15 protein-coding genes and 1 other RNA gene are annotated in these 19,431 nt (G+C 29.7%); 12 read left to right on the top strand and 4 right to left on the bottom strand.

The features are described 5' to 3' along the window. Positions 1-59: 59 nt before the first annotated feature. The 10 genes from lon to ICMP_RS01665 all read left to right on the top strand — a co-directional run bounded on the left by lon (position 60) and on the right by ICMP_RS01665 (position 11,997). On the top strand, positions 60-2,399 hold the full coding sequence (lon, locus tag ICMP_RS01700; protein WP_041069275.1) for an endopeptidase La: 2,340 nt from the start codon (positions 60-62) through the stop codon (positions 2,397-2,399). Between the two features lie 181 nt (positions 2,400-2,580). Continuing rightward, positions 2,581-4,416 carry a peptidylprolyl isomerase gene (gene ppiD, locus ICMP_RS01695; protein WP_041069272.1) on the top strand — a complete coding sequence of 612 codons (1,836 nt, stop codon included), beginning with the start codon at positions 2,581-2,583 and terminating at the stop codon, positions 4,414-4,416. A 272-nt stretch (positions 4,417-4,688) separates the two neighbouring features. Then, positions 4,689-4,784, top strand: an RNA gene (ffs, locus tag ICMP_RS03350) — signal recognition particle sRNA small type. Between the two features lie 414 nt (positions 4,785-5,198). Beyond that, positions 5,199-5,750, top strand: a complete 552-nt coding sequence (gene apt / locus ICMP_RS01690) for an adenine phosphoribosyltransferase (protein WP_041070083.1) — start codon at positions 5,199-5,201, stop codon at positions 5,748-5,750. 80 nt (positions 5,751-5,830) lie between these two features. Continuing rightward, entirely contained in the window at positions 5,831-7,702 is a 1,872-nt protein-coding gene (gene dnaX / locus ICMP_RS01685; protein ID WP_041069269.1) for a DNA polymerase III subunit gamma/tau, read from the top strand. Between the two features lie 34 nt (positions 7,703-7,736). Continuing rightward, positions 7,737-8,063 carry a YbaB/EbfC family nucleoid-associated protein gene (locus tag ICMP_RS01680; RefSeq protein WP_041069266.1) on the top strand — a complete coding sequence of 109 codons (327 nt, stop codon included), beginning with the start codon at positions 7,737-7,739 and terminating at the stop codon, positions 8,061-8,063. A 205-nt stretch (positions 8,064-8,268) separates the two neighbouring features. Beyond that, complete coding sequence (gene htpG, locus ICMP_RS01675) at positions 8,269-10,137, top strand: molecular chaperone HtpG (RefSeq protein ID WP_041070080.1); 1,869 nt, start codon at positions 8,269-8,271, stop codon at positions 10,135-10,137. A gap of 122 nt (positions 10,138-10,259) precedes the next feature. After that, a complete protein-coding gene (gene adk / locus ICMP_RS01670) occupies positions 10,260-10,910 on the top strand; it encodes an adenylate kinase (protein WP_041069263.1) in 651 nt (216 codons plus the stop codon). Positions 10,911-11,086: 176 nt separating this feature from the next. After that, positions 11,087-11,272 (top strand): hypothetical protein, encoded by a 186-nt coding sequence (locus tag ICMP_RS03415; protein ID WP_148310059.1) that lies wholly within the window; start codon positions 11,087-11,089, stop codon positions 11,270-11,272. A 533-nt stretch (positions 11,273-11,805) separates the two neighbouring features. Further along, a complete protein-coding gene (locus tag ICMP_RS01665) occupies positions 11,806-11,997 on the top strand; it encodes a hypothetical protein (RefSeq protein WP_148310058.1) in 192 nt (63 codons plus the stop codon). Between the two features lie 105 nt (positions 11,998-12,102). On the opposite strand, the gene moeB is transcribed toward ICMP_RS01665, so the two are convergent. Further along, positions 12,103-12,870, bottom strand: a complete 768-nt coding sequence (gene moeB / locus ICMP_RS01660; RefSeq protein ID WP_041069257.1) for a molybdopterin-synthase adenylyltransferase MoeB — start codon at positions 12,868-12,870, stop codon at positions 12,103-12,105. Next, the gene (moeA, locus tag ICMP_RS01655) at positions 12,871-14,094 is read right to left on the bottom strand and encodes a molybdopterin molybdotransferase MoeA (protein WP_041069254.1); all 1,224 of its coding nucleotides are present in this window, start codon (positions 14,092-14,094) and stop codon (positions 12,871-12,873) included. Positions 14,095-14,317: 223 nt separating this feature from the next. Between moeA and ICMP_RS01650 the strand changes: the two genes are divergently transcribed. Both ICMP_RS01650 and rimK read left to right on the top strand, forming a co-directional pair. Beyond that, entirely contained in the window at positions 14,318-15,532 is a 1,215-nt protein-coding gene (locus tag ICMP_RS01650) for a serine hydrolase (RefSeq protein WP_041069251.1), read from the top strand. A 102-nt stretch (positions 15,533-15,634) separates the two neighbouring features. Then, entirely contained in the window at positions 15,635-16,522 is an 888-nt protein-coding gene (rimK, locus tag ICMP_RS01645; RefSeq protein WP_041069248.1) for a 30S ribosomal protein S6--L-glutamate ligase, read from the top strand. Positions 16,523-17,791: 1,269 nt separating this feature from the next. Here the strand turns inward: rimK and infA are convergent. Together infA and trxB are read right to left on the bottom strand one after the other, a co-directional pair. Further along, positions 17,792-18,013 (bottom strand): translation initiation factor IF-1, encoded by a 222-nt coding sequence (gene infA / locus ICMP_RS01640; protein WP_041069245.1) that lies wholly within the window; start codon positions 18,011-18,013, stop codon positions 17,792-17,794. A gap of 255 nt (positions 18,014-18,268) precedes the next feature. Beyond that, a complete protein-coding gene (gene trxB, locus ICMP_RS01635) occupies positions 18,269-19,231 on the bottom strand; it encodes a thioredoxin-disulfide reductase (protein ID WP_102032536.1) in 963 nt (320 codons plus the stop codon). Between the last annotated feature and the right edge of the window lie 200 nt (positions 19,232-19,431).

The raw sequence follows: 19,431 nt of genomic DNA, 5'->3' as shown, positions 1-19,431 counted from the left end.
TTAACTGCACATTTAAAATGCATTGCCACTTGGTAGACTCTAAATTAAGAGGGAGCTCTATGAATGCTGAGCGTTCTAAAAACCTTGAAATCCCTGTATTACCTCTACGTGACGTAGTAGTTTACCCACATATGGTTATTCCATTATTTGTTGGCAGAGAAAAATCCATTCGGTGCCTTGAATCTGCAGTAGAGGAAGAAAAAAAAATTTTATTAGTGGCTCAAAGAGAACCTTTGCAAGATGATCCCAGTACCAATGATCTTTTTTCAGTAGGCACTATTTCATCTATCTTGCAGATGCTTAAACTTCCAGATGGTACTGTAAAAGTATTAGTCGAAGGTTTACAAAGAGCCCATATCACCAATTTATCTGATAATGGTGAATATTTTGTTGCACAAATAGAATATATGATTATTTCCAATACAGAAGGAAGCAAAAAACAAGATCGTGAACAAGAAATACTTATTTGTGCAGCACTTAGTCAATTTGAAGGGTATATAAAACTTAACCAGAAAATACCTCCGGAGGTACTAACTTCATTAAACAATATTGATGATGCTGCACGTTTAGCAGATACAGTAGCAGCTCATATGCCATTGAAACTCGTCGATAAACAATCAATATTAGAAATGTTCGATGTAAATGAACGTTTACAATATCTAATGGCCATGATGGAATCAGAAATTGATTTATTGCAAGTTGAGAAACGTATTCGTAATCGTGTAAAAAAACAAATGGAAAAAAGTCAACGTGAATACTATTTAAACGAGCAAATGAAAGCAATTCAAAAAGAATTAAGTGAAATAGATGAATCATTTGATGAATATGAAGTATTGAAACGTAAAATTAATAAAACGAAGATGCCTAAAGAAGTTTTTAAGAAGGTAGAAGCAGAATTACAAAAAATGAGAATGATGTCTCCAATGTCAGCAGAAGCAACAGTTATACGAAATTATATTGATTGGATCGTTCAAATTCCTTGGAGTGTACGTAGTAAAGTAAAAAAAGATTTAAATAAAGCTCAATATGGATTAGATAAAGATCATTATGGTTTAAAAAAAGTTAAGGATCGCATATTAGAATATTTAGCTGTGCAGACTCGACTAAATAAAATTAGAGGAGCAATTATTTGCTTAGTTGGACCTCCAGGTGTAGGTAAAACTTCATTGGGTCAGTCTATTGCTAAAGCTACAGGTCGCAAATATATAAGAATGGCCTTGGGTGGTGTAAGAGATGAAGCTGAAATACGTGGTCATCGTCGTACTTATATTGGTTCTATGCCTGGTAAGCTTATTCAAAAAATGGCTAAGGTAGGTGTTACAAATCCTTTATTTTTACTGGATGAAATTGATAAAATGTCTCATGATATGCGAGGTGACCCTGCTTCAGCTCTATTAGAAGTATTAGATCCCGAACAGAATAGTTCTTTTAATGATCATTATCTTGAATTGGATTATGATCTTTCTGATGTTATGTTTGTAGCGACATCAAATTCAATGAATATACCACCACCATTACTAGATAGAATGGAGGTTATTAAACTTTCAGGTTATACTGAAGATGAAAAGTTAAATATTGCTAAGCAACATTTAATTCCTAAACAAATACATCGTAATGCTCTGAAAGAAGAGGAAATTACTATCGAACCTGATGCGATAATAGACATCATTCGTTATTATACTAGAGAAGCTGGAGTCCGTAATCTTGAGCGAGAAATATCTAAAATATGCCGTAAAACTGTGAAGATGTTATTATTAGATAAAACTACCAAACATATGACTATTAATAGTGAAAATTTGAAAAAATTTTTAGGTATTAAACTTTATGATTATGGTCGTGCAAATAATGAAAATCGTGTAGGTCAAGTTACGGGATTAGCGTGGACAGAAGTAGGTGGAGATTTATTAACTATCGAGGCAACTTGTATACCTGGAAATGGCAAATTTAATTATACCGGTTCCTTAGGAGAAGTCATGCAAGAATCTATTCAAGCCGCCCTAACTGTAGTGCGTGCACGAGCAAATGATTTAGGCATTGATAGTAATTTTCACGAAACACAAGATATACATATACATGTTCCAGAAGGTGCAACTCCTAAAGATGGTCCTAGTGCAGGAATTGCTATGTGCACTGCATTAGTTTCTTGTTTGACTGGTAATACAGTAAAATCAGATGTGGCGATGACCGGAGAAATTACATTACGGGGTCACATATTATCTATTGGAGGATTAAAAGAGAAATTACTGGCCGCTCATCGTGGAGGTATCAAAACTGTAATTATTCCCCATGAGAATATACGGGATTTAGAAGAAATTCCCAAAAATATAATTGCTAATTTGACAATTTATCCAGTTAAACTAATTGAAGAAGTACTAAAGTTAGCTGTAGTTAAGAAATAATGCTAATTATTAGGATTGGATTTTCATATTTAATACGATAGATTAAAAAATCTATAGTTTAAAGTTATATTATTGATAAATTTTATATTATCACAGTACTATAATATAACATTATTACTGTATAATAAAATGGAATATTTATGTATATTTAATATATAAATTAATCAATTTGAATTTTGTCATGATAAGTAATTTGCACACGGTATTTAATAATATAACAGTCAAACTATTGTTAATAGTTATACTAATAACTTTTGGATTGACTGGCGTAATCAATAATTATTTGCTCGGAATAGATAATGACGATTATGCAGTCTCAGTTAATGGATATAAAATTAGTCGTTTACAAATTAAATCAATATTAGATAATGATATAAATCAGTTATGGTCAACATCAGATGAATCTACTCGGAGAGATATTTATTTTTACGTATTGCAACAAATTATTATAAACATTTTATTACATCAATACGTTGAAAAATTAAAATTTTCCGTAAGTGATTATACAATTAAACAATTTATTTTAAATGAAGAAAACTTTCAAGTTAATGGAAGTTTTGATAATGCAACGTATAAGAATAAAATAGCTCAAATGGGTTTGACAGTTGATCAATATATAAAATTATTACGGGCTCGCTTATCAATGCAAAATCTACTTAGCTCAATTACAAATTCAGATTTTATATTAAAATCTGAATCAGAAAAGATTTTGAATTTATCTCAACAAAAACGTAATTTTAGAACAGCGGCTCTAAGTATTGATAAATTAATTAAAGCACAACATATTAGTGATAGTGATATTCTTAGTTATTATAAGAACAATATGCGTTTGTTTCTGCAACCAGAAAAATTTTTAGTAAGTTATATACTATTAGATGTAGCTAATGTAAAAGAACCTATTGTCAGTGAGTTAGAGATTAAAAATTGGTATAATCAAAACAAGGATGAATATCTTCAGATTCCGTTGAATCATTATAGAATTATTCAAACTAAAACTAAATATCAAGCAAATTTGATAATAAAAAAATTAATAAATGGAGAAAATTTTGCTCTTTTAGCTAAAAAATATTCTATTGATCCTCTTTCAAATCTTCAAGGTGGGGATTTAGGATGGGTAGAACCTGCGCGCATTCCCGAAGAACTTAAAAAAGCTAATTTGACTAAAATAGGTCAAATTTCTGATCCCATTAAATTATCGGTTGGTTTTATAATCGCAAAGTTAGAAGGTATACAACGCAAACATGTTAAATCGATAACAGAAGTACGTGATACTATTGTAAACCAAATTATAGAACAAAAAAAATTAACTTATTTATCTCAGTTACAGCAAAAAATTGTTAAAGCTATTGAGAACCATGCCAATATCTCTCAAATTGAAAAATTAGCAAAAATAAAAGTGGTAAAAACTAATTGGTTTAATTTGAATAATATTCCGGCAGAATTTAATAATGAATCTGTAAAAAATTCACTTTTGAATATTTTTTTAGAAGAAAAAAATAAAGCCAATAAAAGTATTAATATCATTGGAACGGATGATTATACGACTTTTATTGCAAAATTAGATGGATATACACCACAAACTACTATACCTTTAAAAGATGTAAAAAATAAAATTGTTAGTTATTTAAAATATAACCAAGCTATAAAACAAGCCAAAATACAAGGACAAAAAATAGTAGAGGATTTAAATGTAGGGAAATATGATAGCTTTAAAAAAGCTAAGCTACATTTTGGAAAATTACAAGTAACAGATATTAATACTAAAGATTTAGTATCACAAAAAGTTTTTACTATTCCAAAACCAGAAAAAGGGAAACGTTATGAGTTAATGGACGATTCTCATGGTCATATAATTTTAATTGCTCTCGATAAAGTTTTTACAGACCAAGGAAATACTGAACAATATCAAAAAATTATAAAAAATATAGATGCATACGACAGAACAATCATAATTAATACACTATTACAAGCATTATATGAAAAAGCAAAGATTAAGTATGGTAAATATGCAATGTAATTTATCGATTGTACTACTGGTATCGTCAATAGTGCATCGAGTATGTTAATAACAATATCAAATCATTAATTAGTGTATTTTATATATAGCAAATAATTGTATGGTGAATTTTTCAAATTTATTAATTACTGTAATGAATATAGCTGATTCAGTAGAAAGATATATCTTTTTTGAGATAATTTATAGTTATAAAAAAAATAATTTGACATATTTGTTAAGTATATATAACATACTGCCATGTATTATTTAAAATCTTTGATAAAGAGAAGCTCTATTATTAGTCTAGCAATAATAATTTGTGAACTCGGTCAGATCCGGAAGGAAGCAGCCGTAACAAATGATTTATGTGTTATGATATAGTAAATAGAGCTTCTCATTATTAAATTACTAATGGATAATAACAACTTAATTTTTAAAAATTAAATAGATTGATTGGTATCAAACATTATATAGAGAACTATATACATAGTTTCTTAATTTATGTTATATCAATACAATCTAAGTGCATATCTTTATTTAATTATATTTAATAATGACACTGAATATTTAGTATATATTAACACCAATATATTAAGTAATTCTACTGAAAGATTCAAAAATTATTTTAAATGTAAATATATATCTTTAAATATTTTCAGCCAAAAGTGATAAAAATGAATTAATTATAATTTCCCTTGCTAATTTCACACTATATATATAAAATAAGAACACACATCCTTTATTGAAATTGAAGGTGCCTTAATATCTTATTTTAGTTGTGGATGAAGATTAATCGTGAATATATGATTATAACTGCACAACAATCTGAACTTATTAAAAATAGTATAACAAATATTAGAGATCATCCGAAACCAGGAATTTTATTCAGAGATGTCACGACGTTGCTGAAAAACGCTAATGCTTATGCTACTACTATTGCTTTATTAGTAAAGCACTACCAATATAGAAATATTACAAAAGTAGTAGGAACAGAAGCAAGAGGTTTTTTATTCGGAGCTCCAGTTGCTCTGGGATTACACGTAGGATTTATACCTGTACGTAAGCCAGGTAAACTACCTCGTAAAGTTTTTAGTGAAAATTATGCATTAGAATATGGAACTAGTAAGTTACAATTACATCGAGATGCTATCTCATCTAGAGATATAGTATTAATTGTAGATGATCTCTTAGCTACAGGAGGTACTATTGAAGCAGCTGTGAAACTTATTAGACGGGCTGGTGGCAAAGTACAGGATGCTGCATTTGTAATTAATTTATTTGACTTAAATGGTACAGAACGCTTAAAAGCATTAGGAATAAAAACTTATTGTTTAGTTAATTTATCGAGCTATTAATAATAAAATTAATATGTCAGTATGTAAATAACTTATAAGTAAACTAAGTGAATTCATTTATATAAGAAATGAAAAATATAATGTATTATCAAGTACTAGCCCGTAAATGGCGTCCTCAAGTATTTACTGATGTAGCTGGCCAAGATTATGTTTTAACTGCATTATCTAATAGTTTATCTATGGATAAGGTACATCATGCTTATCTATTTTCTGGTACTCGTGGAGTGGGAAAAACCACGATTGCTCGTTTATTAGCCAAAGGCTTAAATTGTAAAATTGGTATTACATCAAAATTTTGTAGTAAATGTGCTAATTGTCTCGAGATAGAACAAGGAAGATTTGTTGATTTAATTGAAATAGATGCTGCTTCTCGTACTAAAGTAGAAGATACTCGAGAATTATTGGAGAATGTCCAATATGTACCCGTAAGAGGGAGGTTTAAAATATATCTCATCGATGAAGTACATATGTTATCTCGCTATAGTTTTAATGCATTGTTAAAAATTTTAGAAGAACCACCAATGCATGTTAAATTTTTACTAGCAACTACGGATCCTCAAAAGTTACCTATTACTGTTCTTTCTCGTTGTTTACGTTTTCATTTAAAAGCTTTGGATGTTGATCAAATATTTCATAAATTGCAATCTATTTTAGAAAAAGAAGAAATTGTATATGAACTACAGGCGTTAAGATTATTAGCATATGCTGCTAATGGCAGTATGCGAGATGCATTAAGCTTAACCGAACAAGCTATTGCTATGGGATTAGGTAAAGTTAATACCGTAAATGTAAATCTCATATTAGGCATATTAGATGATGAAAAACCTTTAAAATTAATTGAAGCACTATTTACAAAAAATGTAGCATATAGTATAGATTTATTAGATCAAATAGCCTTATATGGTATAGAATGGGATGCAATTCTCGCTGAACTGCTAAGTTTATTACATAGAATAGCAATACTAAAGTTTTTACCTAATTCCTTAGGTGATAATAGGTATATAAAATATGATACTGAGTTAAAAGAATTATCTCGTAAAATATCTTTTAACCAGATACAACTTTATTATCAAATATTATCAGTAGGACGTAAAGATTTAATGTTAGCTCCTAATCCCCGTATAGGTGTTGAAATGATCTTATTACGCGCGATTACATTCAAACAACAAGAAAGAATCGATGAAACTCCAATATGTCATCATAATAATATAATATTAAAGAATGAAAAAGATTTAATGCCTAAACCAAGTGGAAGACTTTCTAATATTAGTGAAATGATTGATCAATATAATACAGAAAAATTTTCTGAAATACCTGAGTCAATTAGTAAAAAAGAACAAAAAAAAATTGTTTGTGATGAAGGAGTTGATATTTATAAACCTCTGGTTCCATATGTAAATTCTTATAAAAAAGAACTTAAAAAAAACTCAGATGTATCAGAAAAAAAAGAATTAATGCCAGAAAAATTCTTAAATAACTCTACTAATATTAATACAGTTTTATCCCCATGTATTGATAACACTAAAAGAGAACAATATGCAGAATGGATTTCTTTATTAATTCGAGAATCTCAAAAAAGGGATGTCTGGGCGGCACAAATTGACAGCTTAGAACTGCCACAGATGGTACGGTTATTAGCTTTAAATTCGTGGAAAGAAGAAAAATTACCTCATATATGTTTACATTTACGTTCTAGTCACCGTCATCTTCACACAGTACTTGCTCAGAAAACCCTAGTATCAGCTCTAAGTCAATTACTAGGTAATAAAATTGAATTATCGATTATTGAAGATGATAATCCTGAAATATTAACACCAATAGAATGGCAAAATTTTATTTATAAAGAAAAACTTGAGCAAGTTACTCAATCAATAGCCAAAGATAGTAAAGTTCAAGTATTACGTACCTTTTTTTCTTCAGATTTAGAGGAAGAAAGTATAAAACCACTTTAAACCAATTGCTAATTTTAAACAAAGAGATAAAATTATGTTTTCTGAAGGCGGTATGAATAATCTAATGAAGCAAGCTCAGCAAATGCAAGATAAAATGAGCAAGGTAAGAAAAGAAATAATTGATATAGAAGTAACAGGAGTATCTGGTGCAGGTTTAGTTAAAGTAACAGTTAATGGCGCTCATAATTGTCGCCGAGTGGAGTTAGATGTTAGTTTATTAAAAGATGAGAAAGAAATGTTAGAAGATTTAATAGCAGCCGCTTTTAATGATGCGACTCGTCGTATAGAAGAAAAACAAAAAGAAAAGATGTCCTCTTTGACTAGTGATATGCAATTACCGCCAGATCTGAATTTTTTTTAATAAAAATTATAAATAATTTATTGGTTAGCTTCAAAATTAGTTACTAGTATTGCTTAAGGTAATTTTTGTATTCTTTAGTTTAGGTAAGCAAAAACCTGTTAAAATAACATACCAGTACATCAATAATTGCTTCACTTTTATGTGACCACATTCCTTTTCAAGACTAAGTTAATTAAATACGATTATGGTGAAATAGTTTATGGATATGAAAAAAAAAGAAACACATATTTTTCAGTCAGAAGTAAAGCAACTTCTACATTTAATGATCAATTCACTCTATTCTAATAAAGAAATTTTTTTAAGAGAGTTAATTTCTAATGCTTCCGATGCTATAGAAAAACTACGATTTCATGCTCTATCTAATCCTGCTCTATACGAAAAAAATGGTGAATTTAATATACTCATTTCTGTTGATAAAGAAAATAGTACTATAACAATAAGCGATAATGGTGTTGGTATGACTAGAACAGAAGTAATTGAAAACTTAGGAACTATTGCTAAATCAGGAACGAAAACTTTTTTAGAATCCATTACTAGTAACGATCCAGAAAAAAATAGGAACCTAATTGGTCAATTTGGAGTTGGATTTTATTCGGTTTTTATAGTAGCCGATAAAGTGACCGTAAAGACTAGAGCAGCAGGTCTTTCAGCAGATCAAGGTGTATTTTGGGAATCTTTAGGACAAGGAGAATATACTTTAGCAAATATTTCCAAAGCAGATAGGGGTACAGATATTACTCTACATATTAAAAAAGGAGAAGAAGAATTTTTAGAAGATTGGCGTTTACGTAATATTATTAGTAAATATTCTGATCATATATCTTTACCTGTAAAAATTAGAACTAAAAAGAACGAAAATGAGGGAATACATTGGGAAAAAATTAATAAAGCAGAAGCCTTGTGGATACGTAATAAATCAGATATTAGTGAGGTAGAATACAAAGAATTTTATAAACATATTACTCATGATAATAATGATCCTCTAGTATGGAGTCATAATAGAGTTGAAGGAAAACAAGAATACATTAGTTTGCTTTATGTTCCAAAGTGTGCTCCTTGGGATATGTGGAATAGAGAACATAAACATGGCTTAAAACTGTACGTACGTAGGGTATTTGTAATGGATGATGCTGTACAGTTTATGCCTCACTATCTACGTTTTATACGTGGTTTAATTGATTCCAATGATTTACCGCTAAATGTATCACGTGAAATTTTACAAGATAATCGTGTAACACACAGCTTGCGCAATGCATTAGTAAAGCGTGCGCTACAAATGCTTGATAAATTAACACAAGATACTGAAAAATATCAGCTCTTTTGGAAAGAGTTTGGTTTAGTTATAAAAGAAGGACCAGCTGAAGATATTAATAATAAAGAAAATATTGTAAAATTATTGCGTTTTTCTACTACTCATAATAATAGTATTGAGCAAAATGTCTCCTTAGATGAATATATTTCTCGCATGCCAAAGGATCAGGAAAAAATTTTCTTTATTGCTGCTGATAGTTATGCTGCAGCAAAAAGTAGTCCTCATTTAGAAATTTTTTATAAAAAAGGAATTGAAGTATTATTATTATTTGATCGTATTGACGAATGGATGATGAGTCATATACTGGATTTTCAAGGTAAAAAATTTCAATCTGTAAGTAAGGTAGATGATTCACTTAACAAATTGATGAGTAATGATGCCTATAAAGATAAAGAAGAACAAAAAACATTACAGCCTTTTATTAAGCGAGTAAAAAATATATTAGGTGAGCGTGTAAAAGAAGTAAGACTGACTCATCGTTTAACTGATACTCCTGCTATCGTAATAACCGATACTAATGATATGAGTACTCAGATGGTAAAACTCTTTGCAGCGGTGGGACAAACAGTCCCTGAAGTAAAATACATTCTTGAATTAAATTCCGAACACATTTTAGTTAAACGCATGATAGATATACAAGATGAAAATATTTTTTCATTATGGGTAGAATTGTTATTAGATCAAGCTTTATTAGCTGAACGAGGGACTTTAGATAATCCTAACCAATTTATTCAACGTATAAATAAACTCTTAGTAGCATAATTATTAACTGATCTAATGCCTGTTTATTTAAATATAGCAGCAGGCATTGGTTGATAGATTAAAAATTAATTTAGCTCCTATTTCAGTGACTTTCATTTATAAAAACTAAAAGGATTATATTAATGTATATAATTTTATTAGGAGCTCCAGGAGCTGGAAAAGGGACACAAGCTCATTTTATTAAAAATAAATACGACCTTTTATTAGTTTCTACTGGGGATATTTTAAGAGATGCTGTACAAAAAGATAGTCATTTGAATAATAAAGTACAATCTCTGATGAATAGGGGTGAATTCATAACGGATGAACTAATGATCGCGTTAGTAAAAAAGTATATTAATAACAAAAAAGGTAAAAATGGTGTTTTATTAGATGGTTTCCCTCGTACTATGCCTCAGGCAATTGCCTTACGAGAAGCAGGTTTTAATATTGACTGTGTAATTGAGTTAGAGGTTCCGGATAATTTAATTATCAAACGTATTGTAGGTCGTAGAATTCATGCTCTTTCAGGACGTACTTATCATGTAACACTCAATCCTCCTAAAGTACACAATAGGGATGATGTAACTGGTGAAATATTAACTATTCGTAAAGATGATCAAGAATATATTGTGCGTAAACGGCTTATTGAATACCATAAAATGACTGAACCAGTTATTAATTACTATAAACGTGAATTAAGCGGTCATACCAATTATTATAAAATAGATGGTACACTTCCTATTATAAGAGTAAATCAGGAGATAACTAAAATACTTGAATCTATACAATAGTAACAAATTTAAATTTGAGATTCTTTATAAAAAAATAGCATATCTTTTTCTATACTCACCTGGTTGTTAGTCATCTCTGCTCATTCTGCTTTTGCCATGATTATAACTAGGAGTTATAATATGGTGGGTTTGGCACGAGGTTTACGAGGTTTCACGCACGTGGAATATCTGTAAAATTGGCCCAGGATAATACTACGAACGGAATGGGCTTGATTAGCTCTACATCTTATATAGTAAAAAATGATAATTTGAAGATTTCATTGGGTCCTATATTCAGAGTAAATTCTTTGCCACATCTTTATGGTCTACTAGTAACTGGTTTAGCAATGCCAGTTAATCAAAGTAAAAAAATTACACTATAACCTTTACAGTATATATATACATATAGTTTATTTATGGAGTAGGATTGCTATTCCATCCATTTTATTATCTTTTTTTCGATACTTACGAGCAAGGTATTGTCGCAAATAAGCTTTTGAACATTTTAACAGGTGGTGTGGCAATTAAATTTTGTTAAGTTATATAGTTAGATATTACTTTATTGAAATTTTCTCTTAGAAGAATAACAGCCGCACATCGTGATGACGGTAAGCATCATGTAAGTGATGAAAATAAAATTAATAACTTATAATTTTATTTTCATTATCTTCCCTTCCATTCACTAAACATTATAAATGATACTAATCAAAATGTGAAACAGATAAATGTTTGGATATCTATCTAATAAATATTAGAAATCACATTTAGTAGTATCAATATTCTGATAAGTGATCAAACTATTGTTGTGAATGAAATGAACGCAGTGAAGAAAGAGAAGCGGAAGAAGCAGCACAAAATAGAAAAAAAGAAAAATTAACAAAATATCGAGAAATGCTCATCATAGCTGATGGTATTGATGATTCTACTGATGGATATGCTAGATATTCACAAAAAGCGTTCTATAAGAACACTTCGTCCTGCAAAATACTATTATACAAATGAAAATGTAGAAAAATATTGGACTGGTCAAGGTACCTCAATAGTAATTCAGAGGACTGTAGAATATCGTAAGAAACTATCTGATTTTTTAGACAATAAATACCGGTAAAATTACAGCCAAGCCAGGGTAATAGATTCTTATTAGCTTACTAAGTATAAAAAGTATTTTTCATAAGTAATGATAAATGCTATTTATCATTTTAGATAAAGATAATTATATTTTAAAATTATGATGGCTACACACTTCACAATTTAAATCTTTTTTAACTACAAATTTTTTAAATTGTATTGTTAATGCATCGTACATTAATATCTTGCTCTCTAATGAGTTTCCATAATTTGTTAATAATTTTAATGTTTCCATGGCTTGTAAGGCACCCATAACACCAACTAAAGGAGCCATAACACCGGATTCAACACAACTTAACTTTTTTCTGCCAAATAACCGACTAATGCAATGATAACAGGGGTGTTCTACTTGCCATGTAAATGTGTTCAGTTGACCTTCCATACGAATAGCTGCTGCGGAAATTAATGGGACTTTAGAAAAGTAACATAATACATTCAGTTGTTCACGACTTTCAATATTATCAGTACAATCTAACACTGCATTTTGATGCTTGATCAAATAATTTAATTTGTCATTACTTAATCTTTCACTAATAGTATTTATTTGGCAATAATTATTTAATGACTGTAATATTTTTTGAGCAGAATCAACTTTTAGCATACCAAGAGTAGTATCTCTATATAATATTTGTCGCTGTAAATTATTCTGAGAAACAAGATCAAAATCTAGTAATGTAATCTTTCCGATACCAGAACAAACTAGCCAAGTAGCAGTAGAACAACCAATTCCTCCAAGACCAACAATTAATACACTAGAATCTTTTAAGATCTTTTGCCCTTGAAGATCAAAGTTTTTCAAAATAATTTGACGATTATAACGTAATTGTTCTTTTTTTGTTAAAAAATTCAATATTTAACTCTCCATTAATTTATTAAAAAATTCAATATCAACCCATTCCCCAGGTTCTACTGTAACACGGTCAGATTGTAGTATGATAAAACAATTAGCTAACATAAAAGAACTAAAAATATGTGATCCTTGATTTCCTGTGCTTTTCACTTCTAGTATACCTTCTATATTAGCTTTACATATACCACGATGAAACTCTACACGTCCTGATTTTTTGACAATTTTATCTACAGCAATGGCACGTTGTCTTATCCCTAATGAAATATCAATTTGACCAGATAGTTTTAAGATTGCTGGTTGTACTAATTGATAAAAAGTAACAGCGGCAGATACAGGATTACCGGGTAAACCACAAAACCAACTGTTAGTTAATTGTCCAAAAACAAAAGGTTTACCGGGCTTAATTGCTATTCTAGAAAATTTTATTTTTCCTATTTTTTCTAGTACTGATCTAGTATGATCTGTATCACCTACAGAGACTCCACCAGTACTAATAATTATATCTGCTTTATTGTCAGCTTGAATCAAAGCCTCATGTAGTAATTCTTTATTATCTGGAATAATTTCTAAATCAATAACTTCACAACCCAACTTTTTTAACATAAAAGAAAGCATTAATCGATTAATATCATAAATCTGTCCTATATCTAATTTTTTATTTAAGTATTGTAACTCGTCACCAATGGAAAATATCACAGTTCGTAATTTACGAAATACTTTTATGTTAGAAATACCTAAAGATGCTATTAAGGGCAATTCCGCTATACCTAACCTATGACCAAAAGGAATAACCAATGAATTAATTTTAATATCTTCTCCGCTGAATCTAATATTTTGCCTAGGTATAATAGGTTTAGTTATTTTAATTCCACCAGAAAAAATTTTTACGTCTTCTTGCATAACAATAGCTTCAGATCCCAATGGTAATGGTGCTCCTGTCATAATACGTATCACACTATTATGAGGCCATGGTCCTAAAAAAGGTTTTCCAGCACAAGAGTATCCTGCTATGGGAAGTAATGCTTGTGTAGTACAATCATTGAACCGTATAGCATATCCATCAACAGCAGAATTATCAAATATTGGTATAGCAATAGGAGAATAAATAGAAGCTGCACTAATTCTGCCTATTGCCTCTGTAAGTGGTACTTTTACAGATTCAACTATGGGTATTAATTGATTTAATATTATTTTTTTAGCTTCATCAAAAGAAATTAGATTTTTCATACTTTTTAATTTTATCTCTCTATAGTAGATTTATTGAATCTATATAATATTATCGAATATATCAAGTATCTTTAAATATATGAATAATTTTAAATTTATATGCTACAATAGCACTAAGTATACTCGTATAAAAATGAACTTTATCTATAGCACTCACTATATACACTTTATATTTTTGAATCCTATTCAAATAATTCTAGTAAGGATAAGTTTTTTTTTTGCTATGATAAAAATAGACTCTTCATATTTAAGATGGCGATTCATATTTTATATTGCACTATCTTTCTTTATTCCTACTTCTAGTTTTGCTGATTTGGGTATTACTGCTCCTACTTTTACCTCCAAAGCATGGATATTAATAGATTACAACACTGGAAAAATATTAACAAAATATCATCCGGACCTTCGTTTAAATCCCGCAAGTTTAACTAAAATGATGACTAGCTATGTAATTGGTCAAGCACTTAAAAATGGCAAAATTAATCTTCATGCTATAGTTAATATACCAAAAGATGCTTGCGCTACAAATTACTCAAAACTAAAAAATTCTTCGCTAATGTTTATTAAACCTCTTGATCGAATTACCGTTTCAGATTTAAACAAAGGTATTATTATTCAGTCAGGAAATGATGCTTGTATTGCTCTTGCTGATTATATTGCTGGTAGTCAAATTGATTTTATAAAAAAAATGAATAATTACACAAAAGTACTAGGATTAACAAGTACTCACTTTATGACTGTTCATGGATTAGATGCAATAAATCAATATACTACTGCTAAAGAAATCGCGCTTATTGGACAATCTTTAATAAGAGATCTACCTGAAGAATATCTTTTACATAAAGAAAAACAATTTGTTTTTAATCATATTACTCAATACAATCGCAACCGTCTTCTTTGGAAGAACAATTTAAATGTAGATGGTATTAAAACAGGACATACATCAGAGTCTGGTTATAATTTAGTGGCTTCTGCAACAAAAGACAACATGAGGTTAATTTCCGTACTACTTGGATCATCTAATAGTGACATTCGTTTTACAGAAACAGAGAAGTTGCTTCATTGGGGATTTAAATATTTTGAAAATATTCAATTAATTAAAGGATATCATCCTTTTATATCTCATACCATTTTTTTTGGTAATAAAAAAGAAGTTTTACTTGGGGTAAAAAAAGATGCCAATATAGTTATTCCTAAAGGTCAAAGACAGTTTATAAAAGAAAAAATTAAATTTTTTTATCCTAAATTTAAAGCTCCACTACACAAAAATAAAATAGTAGGAATCATGATTATTCAGTTAAATGAACAAACAGTGCAAGAATTTCCAATAATATCATTAGAAAATATACGGTCTGGGGGAGTTTTCAAACATTTAAAGGACATTTTTTTGAGTTTTTTTAATCTTTTCACGAAAAAAGTGCCTTATCATTATATATAGATATATTATTTTTATAAAAAAATGTATTATGATAAACAAAAATAGTTTTTTTATATTGCAAAAATTGCTTATGTGCACAATTATGAGGATAAAACAATAAGGATGAAAATAGCTATTTTGTCCCGCGATAGAACGATTTACTCTTGCCGACGTTTATCCGAAGCAGCAAAAAAACAAAATCACCATGTAGAAATTATCGACCCACTTTCTTGCTATATTAAAATTAATAACGCTTTACCAACTATTTATTCTCGTAATGAAATTCTTCCCCACTTTGATGCTGTCATCCCCAGAATTAGCACCTATATCAATTTTTATGGGACCACAATACTTCAACAATTTGAAAATTGTGGTAGTTATGCATTAAACAAATCGAGAGCCATTAAGCGTACTAGAGATAAATTTTATACCATGCAATTATTAACAAAAGCAGGGATTGATATACCAGTTACTGGTATATCTTATTATTTAAAAAATACGCATCACTTAATCGAAATGGTTGGAGGACCACCGTTAATAATTAAGCTTTTGGAAGGCACACAAGGAATAGGAGTAATACTAGCTGAAACTATTGCAGTAGCAGAAAGTATTATTGATACTTTTCGTAGTCTTAATATTAAATTTATGGTACAAGAATTTATTAAGGAATCAAAGGGTAAAGATCTGCGATGTTTAGTCATCGGTAATGAAGTCGTTGCTGCTATTGAACGCAAAGCTAAAACTGGAGATTTTCGTTCTAATCTTCATCGCGGTGGTAAAGCTTATCCAGTAGAGATTACATCTCTAGAACGTGATATGGCAATACAATCAGCTTTTACATTAGGATTAAATGTAGCAGGAGTGGATATTCTAAGGGCTAATCGTGGTTCTCTAATTATGGAAGTTAATGCTTCTCCTGGACTGGAAGGAATAGAAACTGTCACTGGTTTAGATATTGCAAGTATGATGATTAATTGGATTAATTGTCATTATAATGCTGATATGTATTAATAAGTTATCTTATTGATGTATATTAAAATGCATGTTAATTACCTATACGGGTAATTTTTATCAAAAAACCCATATCAAATTTAAATTTAATATGCCAGAGTAAATGGAGATCCATGATTGTCTCGGAAATAGTTTACGCATAAAAGGTTTAAGTATTATGGTCTTTAGCGTCATCTAGTTATTAGCCTTGTAAAGCCTTCGGCTAAAGTAAAAGTATGTACAGTAATCTATCTGTACGACCAGAATTGGAATCAAACTTGTCAAAGCAAAGAAGACCTACTCCTAGCTTCCACAAAGTATTCCTACGTAACCCTATTGATAGGTATTGAGAGAGTTATGTATAGGAAAATTTATAACAAATATTGCTAGATTGATTGCACTGGTATTTTGAAATACATATTATCCTTTTGGTGGACGGACATATAGAAGATATAGCTTTTAATTAAAAACCATTGTGTTCTAGTGGTCATTTACCTGTAATAGGAGGAAGGCATATCATAAGTTTTAATTTTTTTGAGCGTTAACTCGGATATGTCTAAAAAATAGAACTTCATTATCTATGGATGAAACAATAAAAATTGTGGAATAAAATTCAAGTATGAAGAACATCATAATGTCAAAGCTCTTCGCGTGGCAGCAGAATTAGCAGCCCTAATAAACCCTAATATGCTAGGTAACTAACTTATTAGCAATTTGTTGCTAGAATAGCTCGGTATTTTGTTAACATGTAGCCTGTTACTGAAGCAATTAAAATTAGTCAGTGCTTTATGAATTTGACATGTCATAATGGAGCGTCATGCACTTAGCAAATTAATAAATATTACTTATTCAATATTCATATGAGGTAAAAAGCACATTATGATATTTTTAATATACTGTGATAATAGTGGTAATAAAGTAAAATATTCTGAATATTGTCTTAGTAATAATGACAACTAACTGAGGTACTCATTAAAAGGAGTATTATTGGACTTATTCATCAAAATAATAGAAACGATGTTATTAAAAAATAAATCAGGTGACTCAGATATCTTTCTAATCAAGTTATCATGGCAATAATTTATCTATAATGAATATTATACTTAAAGTAAGCGAGGATGCTCGTCAATGGTTGGTTTGAAATAGATGGTGGATCGTCCGATATTACGCATACGCATGCCTTTGTCTTTAGGATATTTAGATTACAAAACAAGCAGCATATTCATTTACTATCTATCTGTAATAAAAGTAAGCTGCCTTTTCATGTATTGATCTTACTAATTATCTTTCTTATTCACGACTACGAAAAACAATACGTCCTTTGCTCAAATCATATGGAGTTAGTTCAACTGTTACTTTATCTCCTGTGAGAATGCGGATATAATTTTTACGCATTTTGCCAGAAATATGGGCTATTACTACATGTCCATTTTCCAATGCTACACGAAACATGGTATTAGGTAACGTATCTAATACAGTACCTTGCATTTCAATATTGTCTTCTTTTGTCATTTAATAATCTCTGGTAAATGATCTAATATTATTCATAAGGAAGTTCAATAGAATACTTATAAAATAATATAAATACGTGGAATATTATGTTTAGTTACTTTTGATTAAGATATTAATAAGCAAATATCAATTGCTACTTTACATTAATTACTAACATGAGTATCTGATAAATATCACAACAAAAACCTTTGATTTATATGCTGATGTTAATTTTTATTTTAGTTATTAATAGACCGTGGAAATGGATATCATCCATTAACTCAATTGATCTAGATAACGTTCTGCATCTAATGCAGCCATACATCCACTTCCTGCAGATGTAATTGCCTGACGATAACAAGGGTCTATTACATCACCTGCCGCAAATACACCAGGTATACTAGTTTGAGTTGCGTTATTATTGATTCCAGAGAGTATTTTAATATATCCTTTTTCTAACTGTAGTTGTTCTCTAAAAATAGCAGTATTAGGAATATGACCAATAGCAATAAATATTCCTGTAACAGCTATTTTTTTGATATTTTTGTTGGGTGTTGTGGAATATAAAATCATACCTGTGACTCCGGAATCATCACCTAATATTTTACCTAAAGTATGTTCCATATGTAAGAGAATATTTCTCTTGTCTACTTTCTCCATTAATCGATCTATGATTATTTTTTCAGCTCTAAAATTATTACGACGATGAACGAGATGAACTTCTGATGCAATATTTGATAAATATAAAGCTTCTTCCAAAGCAGTGTTACCACCTCCAATAACTGCTACTTTTTTTTTCTTATAAAAAAAACCATCACAAGTTGCACAAGCAGATACCCCCTTACCTTTAAAAGCTTCTTCTGAAGGTAGGCCTAAATAACGAGCCGATGCACCTGTAGCAATAATTATAGCATCTGCAGTATACTCATATTTTTCACCTAATAGAAAGAAAGGTTTATTCTGGAAATTTACACTATTAATGTGATCTACTATGATTTTAGTTTGAAATTTTTTTGCGTGTTCATGCATACGTTGCATTAATAATGGACCGGTCAGGTTGTCAGGATCTCCAGGCCAATTTTCCACTTCATTAGTCGTAGTTAGTTGCCCACCTTGTGCTAATCCAGTAATCAATACTGGTTTCAAGTTAGCACGAGCAGCATAAATGGCTGCTGTATATCCAGCCGGACCAGATCCTAAAATAATTAATTTACTATGTATAGGATTACTTATAACCATATGTTCCTCAATATTTACCACAATTTAAATAATGATTGCTAATCATTTTTTAATTTTTAAGTGTAAATAAATATACAAAAATATTGTATAATAATGTCATTAAAATAAATCATTTAATATGACATTGTAAATGTTTACTTTAAAAATTTTCCTTTTTAAGGAAACTAATGATTAGTTAATAGATAATTGAATTATCTTAG

Source organism: Candidatus Ishikawaella capsulata Mpkobe (assembly GCF_000828515.1).
Lineage (GTDB): Bacteria > Pseudomonadota > Gammaproteobacteria > Enterobacterales > Enterobacteriaceae > Ishikawella > Ishikawella capsulata.
This window is presented reverse-complemented; position numbering and strand designations above follow the sequence as displayed.

Bases quoted from the DNA above. Each gene is read 5' to 3' on its own strand.
- lon (WP_041069275.1), top strand. From the start codon at position 60: ATGAATGCTGAGCGTTCTAAAAACCTTGAAATCCCTGTATTACCTCTA.
- ppiD (WP_041069272.1), top strand. From the start codon at position 2,581: ATGATAAGTAATTTGCACACGGTATTTAATAATATAACAGTCAAACTA.
- apt (WP_041070083.1), top strand. From the start codon at position 5,199: ATGATTATAACTGCACAACAATCTGAACTTATTAAAAATAGTATAACA.
- dnaX (WP_041069269.1), top strand. From the start codon at position 5,831: ATGTATTATCAAGTACTAGCCCGTAAATGGCGTCCTCAAGTATTTACT.
- ICMP_RS01680 (WP_041069266.1), top strand. From the start codon at position 7,737: ATGTTTTCTGAAGGCGGTATGAATAATCTAATGAAGCAAGCTCAGCAA.
- htpG (WP_041070080.1), top strand. From the start codon at position 8,269: ATGAAAAAAAAAGAAACACATATTTTTCAGTCAGAAGTAAAGCAACTT.
- adk (WP_041069263.1), top strand. From the start codon at position 10,260: ATGTATATAATTTTATTAGGAGCTCCAGGAGCTGGAAAAGGGACACAA.
- ICMP_RS01665 (WP_148310058.1), top strand. From the start codon at position 11,806: ATGATTCTACTGATGGATATGCTAGATATTCACAAAAAGCGTTCTATA.
- moeA (WP_041069254.1), bottom strand. From the start codon at position 14,094: ATGAAAAATCTAATTTCTTTTGATGAAGCTAAAAAAATAATATTAAAT.
- ICMP_RS01650 (WP_041069251.1), top strand. From the start codon at position 14,318: ATGATAAAAATAGACTCTTCATATTTAAGATGGCGATTCATATTTTAT.
- rimK (WP_041069248.1), top strand. From the start codon at position 15,635: ATGAAAATAGCTATTTTGTCCCGCGATAGAACGATTTACTCTTGCCGA.
- infA (WP_041069245.1), bottom strand. From the start codon at position 18,013: ATGACAAAAGAAGACAATATTGAAATGCAAGGTACTGTATTAGATACG.
- trxB (WP_102032536.1), bottom strand. From the start codon at position 19,231: ATGGTTATAAGTAATCCTATACATAGTAAATTAATTATTTTAGGATCT.